Genomic DNA, 15295 nt, shown 5'->3' with positions numbered 1-15295 from the left:
TCCCTATTCTTTCCCCGCATTTTGAGGATCAAAAACCTTATCAACATCTTAGCAACTTTTCTGCGGCTGTGGAAATAAGCTTTTATTCTAAATGAATTCTGTTAGAATAAAGGGTACGAAAACGGTCATGAAAGGATGCATGAATTTGCCGAGCCAACAAACAGAAACGTTAAACAAAATGATTGAAGACATTTCGCAAAAGCTCAACATGCTCAATGTCGGCGTCATCAGAGCGGAAGATTTCAGTGATGAAAAAATAGAAGATCTTACATACCTTCATCAAATGGTCATGAAAAAAGCATCATTCAGCCCGAGTGAAATGCAGGCCATTGCCGAGGAGCTCGCTTCTCTCAGAAAATAAACCCATGTCAGACCTGCCGAAAAACGGCGGGTCTTTTCTTGATTTAAAAAAGTAAAAAATAAAAGTTCATCGGTTTGACACATATAAAAAGAAGGAGTATAGTAACTGTGAACTTGGTAGAACGATATACTAAATGAGCGGGCCGCTTATCTTTTTTTGTTTAGTAGAACGATATACTCATTGTGATATCAGCGTTATTCAAGTTTGTCTATGCAATCGTTTTATCAAACCAGTTTTCAAAGAAAGGCAGTGGTTCAATAAAGGGGATTGGTGCTGTGCTTTTATCAATTAAAAAAATAATTTAATTCTTTATTAACCGCATTAGGGGATGTCATCATGAAAAACATATACACCAAAATGGCAGCGGGTCTTTATATTAACTATTTCCTGCTGGGCATGATCAATATTATTATTGCATCCAATATGGAGGCATTATCAAAACAGCTTCATACTTCCGCGGCAGGGGTCAGCTATTTGGTCTCCGCCATCGGGATCGGGAAGCTGATTTCGCTTCTGTTTGCCGGGAAGCTTTCGGATACATTCGGGAGACGGCCGTTTATCGTGTCGGGCGCCTTTCTGTATCTGATTTTCCTAATCGGAATTCCGCTTTCGACAAACTATACGGCCGCGTTTATCTTCGCCATTTTCGCCGGGATCGCCAATTCCTTTTTGGATTCCGGGACATATCCGGCGCTTATTGAAGGATTTCCGAAAAACGCAAGCTCTGCAACCGTGTTAATCAAAGCGTTTGTATCCATCGGCGCGACGGTGCTTCCGTTTTTTATCGCGTTTATTGCGGACAGGCATTTGTTTTACGGCTGGACGTTTTTCGTACCGGGCATTATTTTCTTCCTGAACGGCTTTTTCCTGTTGAAAGTTCCGTTTCCGAATCATAAGCAAAAAGAAGACGGCGGCCGGACGGAAGCCTCTCCGTCTGATGACGCGTTCACATCACAGCCGTCGATATGGCGCGAAGGCCTCGCAATCATTCTGTTAGGCTTTTCATCAACGGCGCTGTTTATGCTCGTTCAAGTATGGCTTCCTAAGTTCGGGCAATCCGTTTTGGGCATGCCTGAGGTGCAGGCCGTCAAATTGTTGAGCTATTACAGCATTGGGGCGCTTGTGTCCGTGTTATTGCTGGCTGTGCTGTTAAACAGAGTGATTCAGCCGATTACGGTAATGGTGCTGTACCCTGTGATCGCGGCAATCGCGCTGCTTGCTCTGATTTTCATTCATCAGCCGGCCGTATCAGTCATCAGCTCCTTTGTCATCGGACTTTCAACTGCGGGCATTCTGCAATTGGCGATGACGGTTATGGCTGTTTTATTCCCTAAAAATAAAGGTACGATCACATCTTTTGTTAATATAGCATCAAGCTTATCTTTTATTGTCATTCCGCTTGTAACGGGAGCGATATCCAAAGCCGCCGGCCTGACGCCTGTTTTTCTGCTTGATATCGGAATTGCGGCCGTCAGCGCCCTTCTCGCATTGTTTATCGGAATCCGCTTTAAGCAAGTGATGAAAGCCTGACTATTTTTTAAGGGAGAGGATTTATCATGCAATCTATCACGATCAGAAATACGGTCATCGGCGAAGGGCTTCCGAAGATCATTGTGCCGCTGATGGCGGCCGGAGAGAAAGAACTGCTCGAAGAAATTGAAGCCGTCAACAGGCTTCGCCCGGATATCATTGAGTGGCGGGCGGATGTATACGAGCATGTTGACAGCCTGGACGCCGTAAAAGGCATGCTTGAAAAGCTGCGGAAAGCCGCAGGCGCAACACCGCTGCTTTTCACATTCAGAACCCATAAAGAAGGCGGAAATAAAGTTATTGATGACCGCTTTTACATTGAATTGCTTAAAACCGCCATCGAAACAAAACATATTGACCTTGCAGACGTTGAGCTGTTTACGGGAGAAGCGGAAGTCAAATCAATTGTGAAAACCGCTGAAGACAACGGCGTATATGTCGTTATGTCCAATCATGATTTTCATCAGACACCGAAAAAAGAAGAAATCATTTCCCGGCTGCGGAACATGCAGGCGTATGGCGCGCACATTCCGAAAATCGCGGTGATGCCGCAAAGCACGGAAGATGTTTTTGTCTTATTGGATGCCACTCACACGATGAAAACACAATACGCGGACCGGCCGATCATCACAATGTCAATGGCGGGAACAGGCCTGATCAGCCGCCTGGCCGGCGAAGTCTTCGGCTCGGCGTGCACGTTCGGCGCGGGCAAAGAAGCATCAGCGCCCGGGCAGATTCCCGTTGAGGAATTGCGCAGCGTACTCAGCATTTTAAATAAACATATGTAATCAGCGTTTTTCTGCCCTCAAAGCGGGTTGAAAAACAAATGAATGGACTAACGGAGGAATACATCATGAAGAAAGAATTAGGACGGATTAACGGAAAAACTCAGCTTATCGGATTATTCGCGACACCGATCGGACACTCTTTATCTCCGGCGATGCACAACCTGGCGTTTAAAAAATTAGGATTGAACTACGCTTACCTCGCGTTTGAAGTCGGCAATGAACAGCTGGAAGATGTGGTAACGGGAATGCGCGCCTTAAACGTCAGAGGCTTCAATGTCTCGATGCCGAACAAGATGAACATTCTCCCTTATCTCGATGAACTCGCGGATTCAGCGAAATTCACCGGCGCGGTAAATACAGTCGTTAATGAAAACGGCAGACTGATCGGACACTCCACTGACGGTATGGGATACGTCCGCAACTTAAAAGAACACGGCATCGATATCACAGGGAAAAAAATGACGCTGGTCGGTTCCGGCGGGGCCGCCACTCCGATAGCGATTCAATCCGCATTGGAAGGCCTCGGAGAAATCTCTATTTTCGCCCGCAATGACGCGTTTTTCGAAAAAGCGGAAGAAAATGTCCGCATCATCAATGAAGAAATGAAGGGATCTTCTTGTAAAGCGAAAGTCTTCCCGCTCGAAGATCAAGATGCGCTGCGTGCTGAAATCGCTTCAAGCGATATTTTCACAAACGGAACAGGTGTCGGCATGAAACCGCTTGAAGGCTTGAGCGTTATTGAAGATACATCCATGCTCCGTTCGGATTTGATTGTGACAGACGTCGTTTACAACCCCGTTACGTCGAAATTGCTTGAACAAGCTCAAGCGGCCGGCTGCAAAACCATTAACGGTCTCGGCATGATGCTTTGGCAGGGCGCCATGGCGTTTGAATATTGGACAGGCCGTGAAATGCCGGTTCAGTATATTAAAGAGCAAATGTTTGAATAACCTATTGTGACAGAAGCGCCGAAGGACAATCCGTCTTCCGGCGCTTTATCTTTTTCCCCCTCCTCTCTCTTTCTTCTCATGCGCCAAAACGCTTATAATGGATGTAACGAATAAAAACCAAGTGAGGAATGCGACGTATGAAACAGCAAAAAAAACGCCGGGTGACATTGCAGCAGGTCGCCGAACATGCCGGCGTCTCAACATCCACCGCTTCATTAATTGTCCGCAACAATCCCCGAATTTCCGAAGCGACCCGTGAGAAAGTGCTGCAATCCATGCGGGAGCTGGGGTACGTATATGATCGGGTCGCCGCGAATTTACGATCACAGACGTCCACAACGGTAGGATTGATTATCACTGACATTTCCAATACGTTTTTCTCAGAGTTTCTGATCGGCGTTCAGAATACGCTTGAGGAAGTCGGATTAACGGTGCTGTTAGGCACGACATTTGATTCCGTCGCCAAACAGGAGCAGCTGATTTCGACCATGCTGGAGCACAGGGTCGGCGGATTGATTTTGTGTCCGGTTTCAGGTGCGGCTGAGGAAACCCTTTCCCGTCTTGAGCAGCTTGACATTCCGGTCGTGCTCGCCGTCAGGGAGATTGCCGATGCAGACTGTGATTTTGTCGGAGCCGATTATGAAGAAGGCACTTATAAGGCAGTGCGTCATTTCATTGAGAAAGGCCATCAGGAGATTGCGTTTCTGGGCGGGGTGAAGCACTCATCAACATGGACGAAGCGTATGAAAGGGTTTAAAAAAGCGCTCCGTGAAGCGGATCTGGAAGTGAAAAATGAATATGTCATTGACAGCGCGCCGACCCGCGAAGCAGGCTGTGACGCCGTGACGGAGCTCCTCCGCCGGTCTGAGCGCCCGACCGCGATTTTCTGCTTCAGTGATTTGGTCGCGTTCGGCGTCATGCAAGGGATCAGAAAAGCCGGGTTCGTTCCGGGCGAAGATATTGACATTGTCGGCTTTGATAACGTGCCGGAAGCTGAAATTTCTTATCCCCCGCTTACAACCGTTTCTTCCTTTCCGCGGCAGTCGGGAAAAGAAGCGGCTCAATTGCTGCATCATAAAATCACCAATTCCCAGCACAAAAAACAACGCATTATTCTGGCGCCTGAGCTGGTCATCCGGGAATCTTCACAAAAAAAGCGGAACGCCTGATACGGCGCTCCGCTTTTATATTACGCAAGCAGTTTTAATGATTCGCGGTTGAAGGCCGGAATGTCATCCGGTGTGCGGCTTGTGACCAGCTGGTTCTGGCAGACGACGACTTCTTCATCCACCACATTCGCGCCCGCGTTTTCCATGTCGATTCGGATTGAAGTAAAACCTGTCGCTTTGCGCCCGTCCAATGCTTTCGCGTTGATGAGAAGCTGAGGGCCGTGGCAGATGGCGAACACCGGTTTTTTATCATCCATAAACGCTTTGGCAAATTGGACGAAACGGTCATCCGCACGCAGCATGTCAGGAGAGAATCCGCCCGGGATCAGCAATGCGTCAAAGTCTTTCGGATTCACATCATCGATGGACGCGTCCACTTTCACTTCCGCTTCCCCTTGTTTGCCTTTGACTGTTTTTCCTTTCTCCTGTTCAATTACGGTTAATTCATGACCCGCATCTTTAAAAGCTTTCGCAGGTTCAGTATACTCGACATCCTCAAAGTAATCCGTTAATACAACTGCAATTTTTTTACCCATAGTTACTACCTCCTGCTTGATGAAGTCTACATAAATCCATGTACCCCAGCCACACTAACATCAAACATAGGTAACGCGTTTACCGCCCGCCTGTTTTACATAGGTCATTATCCTCATTTTTTATCTTTTTACAAGAATCATCATGAAATCTATATAAACTTTCACAAAATATTCTTACAATGGTACTGCATGACAAAATTTGTTGAAAGGTGGAGAACAGGTGAGAATACAGAAAAGACGATGCAGCGTCAATATGACACTCCGTATTCTGCTGCCCCTAGTTATGATACTTAGTCTAATCCTCCCAACATCACCCATTAAAGCAGAAGAAAACAAATCCTCCAGTGTGAATCTCAGCATTTTAGCCACAACTGACGTTCACGCTAACATGATGGACTACGATTACTACAGCGACAAACCGACAACGGAATTCGGACTGGCCCGAACGGCTCAGCTTATTGAGAAGCACAGGCGCGAAAACCCGAATACGCTGCTTGTCGATAACGGAGATCTGATTCAGGGCAATCCCCTCGGAGAATATGCCGTAAAATATGAGAAAAATGATATCATTTCAGGCGCAAAGACCCATCCGATCATTGAAGTGATGAACAGTCTGCATTATGACGCAGGAACACTCGGCAATCATGAATTTAATTACGGGCTTGAATTCCTGGACGGGACAATCAAAGGCGCTGATTATCCGATCGTTAATGCCAATGTGAAAACAGTAAGCGGCGAAAACCGTTATACGCCTTATGTCATAAAAGACAAAACCGTCACGGATGAAAACGGCGGCAAGCATCAGCTAAAAGTCGGCTACATCGGCTTTGTTCCTCCTCAGATCATGACGTGGGATAAGAAAAATCTCGAAGGCCGCGTTCAGGTCGAGGACATTGTGGAATCCGCAAAGAAAACCGTTCCGAAAATGAAAGCTGAAGGAGCCGATATCGTCATCGCCCTCGCCCACAGCGGCATCGAAAAAAAAGCGCAGTCTTCCGGAGCGGAAAACGCCGTTTTTGACCTGGCAACGAAAGTCAGCGGAATTGACGCGATCGTATCGGGCCATCAGCACGGGCTTTTCCCTGATGCCGAATACAAAGGCGCTGCTCAATTCGACGTCGATAAAGGCACGATTAACGGCATCCCCGTTGTTATGTCAAGCAGCTGGGGCAAATATGCGGGCGTCATCGACCTTAGGCTTGAAAAAACAGACAGCGCGTGGCATGTGGAAGATGCAAAAGGCAGCATCGAGCCGATTGCCGGCAATGTGACTTCGGAAAACGAAACCGTCGTCAATACCGTCAAAAAAGCGCACGAAGGCACTTTAAAATACATCAGAGAACCCGTCGGCCAGACAAAAGCCGATATCAACAGTTTCTTCGCCCAAGTCAAAGATGATCCGTCCATTCAAATCGTAACGGATGCGCAAAAATGGTACGCCGAAAATAAGATGAAGGATACGGAATACAAAGATCTGCCTATCCTCTCGGCGGGCGCCCCGTTTAAAGCCGGCGGGCGGAACGGCTCAAATTACTATACAAACATTTCCGCGGGCGACCTCGCCATCAAAAACATCGGCGATTTGTACCTGTATGACAACACGGTTCAGATCGTCAAGCTGAACGGAAGCGAAGTGAAAGACTGGCTCGAAATGTCCGCGGGGCAATTTAATCAGATCGATCAGGCAAAAGGCGGCAGCCAAACGCTTTTAAATGACGCCTACCGCTCATACAATTTTGATGTCATTGACGGTGTCACCTATCAGGTCGATGTCACAAAACCGGCGAAATACAACGAAAACGGAACAGTCATTCATCCCGATGCAAGCCGGATCGTCAACCTTTCTTATCAAGGAACGCCCGTCAGCGCCAAGCAGGAATTTCTGATCGTCACAAATAATTACCGCGCTTCAGGCGGCGGAGGATTCCCTCACTTAAGCAATGATAAAATCGTATACTCTTCTGCCGATGAGAACAGGCAGGTCTTAATGGATTACATCATCCAGCAGAAAACGATTAATCCGCAGGCTGATCATAACTGGTCCATTCTTCCGGTCAAAGGGACAAACCTGACATTTGAATCTTCCTTGGCCGCAAAGCCGTTTGCCGACCGCGCAGATGACGTCGCCTATATCGGTGAATCACAAAACGCGGGCTACGGACAGTACAAGCTCCAATTCAAAGATGATGAACCGGGCACAGATCCGCCGAAAGATGACGCATGGAAACTCACCGTTATGCATACAAATGACACGCACGCCCACCTTGATAACGCGGCGAGGCGGATGACGAAAATCAAAGAAATCAGAAGCGAAACCGACCGCAGCATTTTGCTGGATGCGGGAGACGTTTTCTCAGGCGATCTCTATTTCACAAAGTGGCAGGGGCTGGCTGATTTAAAATTGATGAACAGCATGGGCTACGACGCAATGACCTTCGGAAATCATGAGTTTGATAAAGGTCCGGGTGCTCTCGCCAGCTTCCTGAGCGGTAACGGGAGCGCGTCTGACCCGTCCGGAAAATACAATTTTCAAGCGCCTGACTTTCCGCTCGTCAGCTCAAATGTCGATGTGTCCAAAGAGTCAAAACTCAGACCATTCATGAAAAAAGCAGACACATTTACGGCAGGGAAAAAGAAAAAAGCAGGCATCTATCCATATATTCTGCTTGATGTAAACGGAGAAAAAGTCGCCGTGTTCGGCTTGACGACAGAAGATACGTCCGTCACATCAAGCCCGGGAAAAAGCATTGTCTTTCATAATGCCTTCCAATCCGCACAAGATACGGTAAAAGAAATACAGAACAAGGAACATGTCAATAAAATTATCGCCCTGACCCATATCGGGCATCAGCGTGATCTCGATCTCGCCAAAAAGGTAAAAGGCATCGACTTAATCGTCGGCGGACATACGCATACGCTTGTAGATAAAATGGAAATTGTCAAAAACGAAGAGCCGACCATCGTCGCCCAGGCAAAAGAATACGGCGAATATTTAGGCCGTGTCGATGTCGCATTTGACAAAAACGGCGTCGTCCTGCCGGAACAATCCTCTCTTCAAGCGCTGCCGGTGAATGAGCAGACGAAAGAAGACCCGGATCTGAAAAAAGAGCTTGATCCGTTTAAAAAAGAGCTCGTCTCAGTTAAAAATGAAAAAGTCGGTTCAACGAAGGTCGCACTTGACGGCCAGCGCGAGCATGTCCGCTCCAAAGAAACCAATCTCGGAAACTTCATCGCGGACGGCATGCTGCAAAAAGCGAAGGAAGCCGCCGGCGCCCAAATCGCGATCACAAACGGGGGCGGCATCCGGGCAGGCATTGATAAAGGAGACATCACACTCGGCGACGTGCTGAATGTGATGCCGTTCGGCAACACGCTTTACGTCGCGGATTTAACCGGAAAACAGATCAAACAAGCCCTGGAACAAGGATTAAGCGGAATTGAGGCTCAAGGCGGCGCCTTCCCTCAAGTTGCCGGTTTAACATACACGTTTACACTGAATAAAAAGCCGGGACACCGCGTTCTTCAAGCTGCGGCCGTACAGGATGACGGCAGTGTAAAGCCGATTTCTGATAAGAAGACATACAGAGTCGCCACCAGTAACTTTGTCGGTGAAGGCGGAGACGGATATTCCGTCTTTAACGAAGCGTCCCATAAAGAAGACCTTGGCTTTGCCGACTATGAGGTCTTCGTTGAGCAGCTTGAAAAAGCGGGAAAAGCGGTGGAACCGAAAGTTGACGGCCGCGCGCAGGAAGTGTACCTGCCGACAAAACAAAAAAACGGTTCGTGGACGCTTGAAGATGACAGCGCATTTGCCGTCTATGCCAAAAACGCCAACACGCCGATCGTGTATTATGATAAGAATGACGGCGCCAAAAAGCCGATTGATCTCAGCGTGACCAAAAAACAAATCGGCCTGTTAAAGGACAGAACATCGGATTCTTCCCTTACGATCCTGCATGACAAGTTCAGCATGAAAATGCCGATGGCAAACGCTGCTTCAGCTGATACACGATTCGGTGTGACGCCGAAAGGAAAAGTTAGCGGGGCGCTTTCAAATGTATACGACTTTACAATGAAGCAGAAAAACAAAGACATCAAAACATTCAAAGCGCCGGTAAAGCTCACCCTGCGCATTGAGAATATGAAAAAGGCGAAACAGCCCGGCATTTATCATGTAGACCGGAAAAAGAACGTCTATACAAAAACAGACAACGGTTCGGTTTCACACGATCTCGTCACGGGCTATACAAATCATTTCAGTGAATACACCATATTAAACGCAAACACGAAGAGCGCGCCGCCGACAAGCGGCGATCACGGCTCCGGAAAGCAGCCAAGCGGACAAAAACCGTCATCCGGCCCTGCGCAGGACGGAGTATCGCCGGGCGGCCTGCTTCCTGATACGACCACAACGATGTATTCTATCCTTCTTGCCGGGTTACTCATCAGCGCGCTCGGAACGGCACTGTATCTGTACCAAAGAAGAAAAGCAAAAAAAGTGAAAGTGAACGAAGCATAAAAAGACCGCTTTTATCAGGCGTTTCATCCCAAGAGCTCTCCTGATCTGATATCAGGAGAGCTTTTTCTGCCGGTCCCCCCTCTGAGTCGACAGCCGTATGGCCGAGTGATAAAATATGAACGTTATTCGCGAAAGACTGCATCCGCATCGTTCAACACTTCACGGCAGGGCCTCTCTTTCACACGGCGCCGCCTGTTTGGAGGACTTTTTTTGAAGATTACAGGAAACAAACGAAACCGCATGTCTTACAAGAAAAAGCTGTTATACGTGATAACAGCGCTTTGTTTTATCAGCTCGCTCATTTTTGTCACTCACAACGCTTCTTTTTATGAGCGGCCGATTGCCAAAGTGACGAAAACAACATTGGAACATCAGTCTGACGTACAGGACATGCATAAAAACAAAGATAAGATTTTCACTCAGACGATCACAGCCAGACTTGAAAACGGAAGTCAGAAAGGACAGCTCATTCATTTGTCCAATCAGTATTCTTTATCCGGAGCAAATGATCAGAAATATTCGATTGGCGATGAAGTATTCGTTTCTATTGATAAAGGGAAACCATCAAACAAAGATATATCGGGAAGCATTATAGATAAAAAACGGGATAAACAGATTTTGCTGATCGCTTGGGTTTTCATCTTCACCTTGCTTATCGTCGGCAAAAAACAAGGCTTCTTTTCGATCGTCAGCCTGATGTTTAACGCCGTTTTACTGTCGTTTGCATTAGATTTGTACAGGAAGCATCCTAATATAGGGTTAATTTTCATCTGCGGTATCTGTATTCTCATCTTTACGGTCATCTCATTGCTGCTTGTCAGCGGTTTTCACGCGAAAACATACGCCGCCATAGCCGCGACACTCGCAGGCACGTTCGTTTCCCTGCTGATTACGTATCTGGTAATGCTGGCAACCGGAGAGAAAGGTCTCAGATATGAGGAAATGCAGTATTTAACCCGCCCTTATCACACGGTGTTTATGGCCGGGGTATTTATCGGATCACTGGGAGCGGTCATGGATGTAGCCATTACCATGACGTCATCTGTCTTCGGATTATATGAAGAAAACAAGGGTATCTCATTACAAGCTCTCAGACGTTCCGGGATGGAGATCGGAAAAGACATCATGGGGGCGATGACCAACATTCTGTTTTTTGCTTATATAAGCGGCTCTATTCCGATGATGCTTTTGTATTTGAAAAATGATTCCCCGATAGGATTCACTCTTTCTATGAACATTTCCTTGGAAATAGCCAGAGCATTGGCCGGAGGGATCGGAATTGTATTGACCATCCCCGCCAGTCTGTATGCTTCTGTCTTTTTTATTAAACGAAAGAAGGCAAGCTCATGAATGTCATCGTAATTCTCGCGGCGATTTTATTTCTATTAATGGTCATTATCGGCGGAAAAAAAGGAGCGAGGTCTTTTATTGCGTTATTCTTAAATTTCGGGGTTCTCTTTCTCACCATTATTTTCATGACAGATCCGCATATCAATCCGATTGTTTTAACATTGCTCTCTTCCGCCGTGATTTGCAGCATTACTCTTTTTTATATTAATGGAGGAAACGTCAAAACCGTAACCGCCTTTATTTCTGCGATGCTGACCATTGCATTGCTGCTGTTTTTTATTATGGCCGTAACAAAACATACTTCGATTCAGGGATTCGGTGAAGAAGAATTGGGGGATATCGGCATATTCACACTGTTTGTCGGGGTGGATTTTGTGAAGGTTACCGCAGCTATGATCATCATGGGCACGATTGGGACGATTACTGATGTCGCGATTTCCATTACTTCACTCATGCGGGAAATTTACAGTCATAATCCGTCCATGAGCAGAAAAGAACTGTACACATTCGGATTAAGCATCGGGAGAGATATTTTAGGAACGAATACGAATACGTTATTCTTTGCTTTTTTCGGCAGCTATTTGGCTTTAATTATCTGGTTTAAAGACTTATCATACTCAGCTGAAAAAATAGTGAACTCAAAAGTATTCAGTGCGGAAGCCGTCACCATTCTTTGCGCCGGAATCGGGATCGGCATCATCATTCCCGTTACGTCCTGGATCACCGCCTGTTTTTTAGCAAAACCAAATAAACAGTAAAAGCTGCCGGGACACGCCCGGCAGCTTTTTTTATCTTATACCCACTTTACAACGTCTTTTGAGGCAGATCTTGTTTTCGGGCGCGGTTCTCTGACACGGTAGCCGAATGCGGCCATGACAGAGATGTCGAAACTTCCGTTTTCCAGAAGCCCTTCTTCTTCAAGAATCCGGTGGATTTCTTTGTAGTTGAAGCCTTCAACAGGACAGGAATCGATGCCGATCTGCGCAGCGGCTGTCATCATATTGCCGAGGGCGATGTAAGTCTGTTTGGATGCCCAGTCAAACAGCGCGCGATCTGATTCAAGCAGATTGAAATCATTTTTCTGGAATTCTTCCGTTTTGCTGATATAGCCTTCATACATATCTTCCGGCATTTTTTTGACTTCCCGCAAGTGATTTTTGACATAATCGGCGTCAAAACGGATATCCTTTGCCGTCCGGGCAAGCAGAAGTACGAAATGGCTTGCGGTCGGCAGCTGCTTTTGCGCCCCCCATGTGAACTCGCGGAGTTTTTGACGAAGCTCCGGATTTTGAACGACGACAAATTTCCAAGGCTCCAAACCGAGTGAGCTTGGGGATAATCTTCCCGTTTCTAAAATGAATTCAAAATCGCTTTCTGAAATTTTCTTCTCAGGATCAAATTCCTTTGTGGCGTGTCTGAATTGATATGCTTCGATGATCTGCTGTTTTTTATCTGACATTCATGATCTCTCCTTTTCATCTCGTTATGTACTATTGTAGCCATTATTTTTGAAAGTACCAGTACGCACATTTTTGTTGGATAGTATTCATTTTGATACTGACAAAAAAACGGGCTGCCGCGGCAGTCCGTTTTTATTTTTCTCTTCTCGCAAAGTCGACGAAACGGAATTTATCGAGCCTGTGCCGGCTTTCCGTATATTGGAAGAGGCTGGTATCCTCCAAAAAGACGCGGTTTTTCACGACCGCCATATGGCTGAACCCGCCGAGATCTAAATACTTCCCGTCTTCCTCCCCCGCCGGCTCCACGACAATTTCCTTTTGCGCGTAGCTGATGGACAGGCCGAGCTCTCCTTCGAGATACTCATAGATCGAATCTTCACAAATCGCCTTCGTTAATAGAGGCACATGTTTTTTCACAAAGTAATCCTTGTCCAAAATAATATGGTCTCCGTCAATCCGTCTTGATCTGACGACTTCCCACACCTTTTCATCCGCTTCTGTACCAAGCTCTTTTGCGGCTTCTGAGGGAGGCAGGATCAGCCCGAGACGGTGAACCTCCGTTCTCGTCTCTTTTCCGAGCGTTTCCGAAAGCTCTTTGAAACTGATCAGGCCTGAGACTGGAAAACGCATTTTTTCTCTGTCTAATATGACGGAGCCTTTGCCTTTGATTTTCTGGATGTAGCCGTTTTGCGCCAGCATATTGAGCGCTTTACGGACGGTTTCTCGTGATGTGCCGTATTGATCGCACAAATCATTTTCAGACGGAAGAACGTCTTCAGCCTTCCGCTGGCCGCTTTCAATCTGCCGCACCATATCTTTATAGATTGTGATATATTTATTCACTTTCATTCATGACCACCCAGATTAGTGTATCACGCTTTTGTCAGATGATAAACGATCGATTCATACGGACGGAGCGTCAATCGTTCCGGCCGCCCTTCCCTCGGTTCATCATTCGTCAGCAGCACCGTAAACCGCCAGCCGTCCGTGTCTTTAAGCGTTACCGTAAAGTCCGCTTCTTTCCCGTAGAAGTTGTTGATGCACAGAAGTTTTTCATCCTTGCCGTGTCTGACGTACGCCAGAACCGCCGGATCATCTTCAGCAAGCAGCTCAAACGTTCCTTCAGTCACGATGTCATATTCCTTTCTGAGCTTGATGAGCTTCTGATAATGGTAGAAAATTGAATCCGGGTCCCGCAAAGCCGCTTCCGCGTTAATGTCCCGATAATCATCCGCCGCCGGAATCCAAGGCGTTCCCGTCGTGAAGCCGCCGTGCGGTCCGCTGTTCCATTGAACGGGGGTTCTTGCATTGTCTCTTGATTTCTCTTTTAAAATGGCGATAATGTCTTTTTCTGACACGCCTTCTTCCTTCATCTTTTTGTAAATGTTCAGTGATTCGACATCGCGGTATGAGCCGATGTCATCGAACTTCGGATTGCCCATGCCGATCTCCTCACCTTGATAAATGTAGGGCGTGCCCTGCATCATATGAATGGCCGCCGCCAGCATTTTGGCTGATTTCGTCCGGTATTCGCCGTCGTCTCCGTATCTGGATACAGCCCGCGGCTGGTCATGATTGCACCAGAATAATGCATTCCAGCCTCCGCCTTTTTGCATCTCCGTCTGCCAAAACGCTAAAATCCGTTTCAGCTTCAGAAAATCAAACGGAGCGAGCGCCCATTTTTCACCATTCGGATAATCCACTTTTAAATGATGAAAGTTAAAGGTCATATCGAGTTCTTTATTTTCAGGGTTTGTGTACCGGATGCAGTGGTCAGCCGTTGTCGAGGACATTTCACCGACCGTCATGCTGTCATATTTCGAAAACACTTCCCGGTTCATCTCATGAAGAAATTCGTGCACGCGCGGCCCGTCCGTATAATAAGGGCGTCCGTCACGGCCATCCTCGGCATCAGGAAACGATTGGTCTTTAGAAATGAGGTTGATCACATCCAGCCGGAAACCGTCGATCCCTTTTCGGAACCAAAAATGCATCATGTCGTAAACCTGTTTTCTCATCTCTTCATTTTCCCAGTTCAAATCGGCCTGCGACACATCGAATAAATGCAGATAGTGCTGGCCTGACGCCGGGTCGAGCTCCCAAGCGGAACCGCCGAATTTTGATTCCCAGTTGTTCGGCGCCCGGCCGTCTTCCTTTCCGTCTTTCCAAATGTAAAAATCCCGATACGGACTGTCGGGTGACGAGACCGCTTCTTTGAACCATTGATGCTCGACTGATGTATGGTTTACGACAAGATCCATGACGACCTTGATTCCTCTTTTGTGCGCTTCATCAAGAAGGCGTTCAAAATCCTCCATTGTTCCGTATGCTTCATAAATGGTGCAGTAATCGCGAATGTCATAACCGTTGTCATTCTGCGGCGAATCGTAAATCGGCGTAAGCCAAATGACATCAATCAAAAGCTTCTGCAAATAATCAAGCTTCTCGATAATACCGTTCAGATCACCGATCCCGTTTCCCGTCGTATCATTAAAGCTCTTCGGATAAATTTGATATACCGCTGCCTTTTTCCACCATGGTGTGCTGTCTGTTTTCATTTTTCTTCACCGCCTGTATTGTTTTGAATGGAAAGGGAAAAGGGACAGCCTGTTAGAAGGCGCCCCGCAGGTTT

General features: G+C 47.0%; 12 protein-coding genes. 8 read left to right on the top strand and 4 right to left on the bottom strand.

The genetic code is table 11. From position 1 onward, the window contains the following. Positions 1 to 145 precede the first annotated feature (145 nt). From ACWJJS_RS18605 to ACWJJS_RS18585, 5 genes are all read left to right on the top strand, one after another. A complete protein-coding gene (locus ACWJJS_RS18605) occupies positions 146 to 361 on the top strand; it encodes a DUF1128 domain-containing protein (protein WP_003155571.1) in 216 nt (71 codons plus the stop codon). 336 nt (positions 362 to 697) lie between these two features. Further along, positions 698 to 1891, top strand: coding sequence for an MFS transporter (locus ACWJJS_RS18600; protein ID WP_003155573.1), 1194 nt, complete (start codon positions 698 to 700; stop codon positions 1889 to 1891). Between the two features lie 26 nt (positions 1892 to 1917). Continuing rightward, positions 1918 to 2679 (top strand): type I 3-dehydroquinate dehydratase, encoded by a 762-nt coding sequence (aroD, locus tag ACWJJS_RS18595; RefSeq protein ID WP_024085013.1) that lies wholly within the window; start codon positions 1918 to 1920, stop codon positions 2677 to 2679. Between the two features lie 65 nt (positions 2680 to 2744). Continuing rightward, positions 2745 to 3629 carry a shikimate dehydrogenase gene (locus ACWJJS_RS18590; protein WP_204530359.1) on the top strand — a complete coding sequence of 295 codons (885 nt, stop codon included), beginning with the start codon at positions 2745 to 2747 and terminating at the stop codon, positions 3627 to 3629. 137 nt (positions 3630 to 3766) lie between these two features. Continuing rightward, complete coding sequence (locus tag ACWJJS_RS18585; protein ID WP_326361130.1) at positions 3767 to 4798, top strand: LacI family DNA-binding transcriptional regulator; 1032 nt, start codon at positions 3767 to 3769, stop codon at positions 4796 to 4798. Positions 4799 to 4818: 20 nt separating this feature from the next. On the opposite strand, the gene ACWJJS_RS18580 is transcribed toward ACWJJS_RS18585, so the two are convergent. Beyond that, a complete protein-coding gene (locus ACWJJS_RS18580; RefSeq protein WP_003155578.1) occupies positions 4819 to 5334 on the bottom strand; it encodes a type 1 glutamine amidotransferase domain-containing protein in 516 nt (171 codons plus the stop codon). Between the two features lie 220 nt (positions 5335 to 5554). Between ACWJJS_RS18580 and ACWJJS_RS18575 the strand changes: the two genes are divergently transcribed. The 3 genes from ACWJJS_RS18575 (at position 5555) to ACWJJS_RS18565 (ending at position 11961) form a co-directional block, all read left to right on the top strand. Further along, entirely contained in the window at positions 5555 to 9853 is a 4299-nt protein-coding gene (locus ACWJJS_RS18575; protein WP_454023808.1) for a multifunctional 2',3'-cyclic-nucleotide 2'-phosphodiesterase/3'-nucleotidase/5'-nucleotidase, read from the top strand. Positions 9854 to 10063: 210 nt separating this feature from the next. Then, entirely contained in the window at positions 10064 to 11203 is a 1140-nt protein-coding gene (locus ACWJJS_RS18570; RefSeq protein ID WP_096034920.1) for a YibE/F family protein, read from the top strand. Further along, complete coding sequence (locus ACWJJS_RS18565) at positions 11200 to 11961, top strand: YibE/F family protein (RefSeq protein ID WP_454023807.1); 762 nt, start codon at positions 11200 to 11202, stop codon at positions 11959 to 11961. Before ACWJJS_RS18570 ends, ACWJJS_RS18565 begins: the two co-directional genes overlap by 4 nt. Positions 11962 to 11996: 35 nt before the next feature. Here ACWJJS_RS18565 and ACWJJS_RS18560 read toward each other — a convergent pair whose 3' ends face one another. The 3 genes from ACWJJS_RS18560 to treC form a co-directional block, all read right to left on the bottom strand. Continuing rightward, the gene (locus ACWJJS_RS18560; RefSeq protein ID WP_454023806.1) at positions 11997 to 12662 is read right to left on the bottom strand and encodes an NAD(P)H-dependent oxidoreductase; all 666 of its coding nucleotides are present in this window, start codon (positions 12660 to 12662) and stop codon (positions 11997 to 11999) included. A 133-nt stretch (positions 12663 to 12795) separates the two neighbouring features. Continuing rightward, positions 12796 to 13512, bottom strand: a complete 717-nt coding sequence (treR, locus tag ACWJJS_RS18555) for a trehalose operon repressor (RefSeq protein ID WP_454023805.1) — start codon at positions 13510 to 13512, stop codon at positions 12796 to 12798. A 23-nt stretch (positions 13513 to 13535) separates the two neighbouring features. Next, positions 13536 to 15221, bottom strand: a complete 1686-nt coding sequence (gene treC / locus ACWJJS_RS18550) for an alpha,alpha-phosphotrehalase (RefSeq protein WP_353575412.1) — start codon at positions 15219 to 15221, stop codon at positions 13536 to 13538. Positions 15222 to 15295 lie beyond the last annotated feature (74 nt).

The sequence above is a fragment of the Bacillus sp. JK106 genome, from assembly GCF_053663355.1.
Note: the sequence above shows the minus strand (reverse complement) of the source record. Positions and strands in the feature narration are given on the sequence as shown.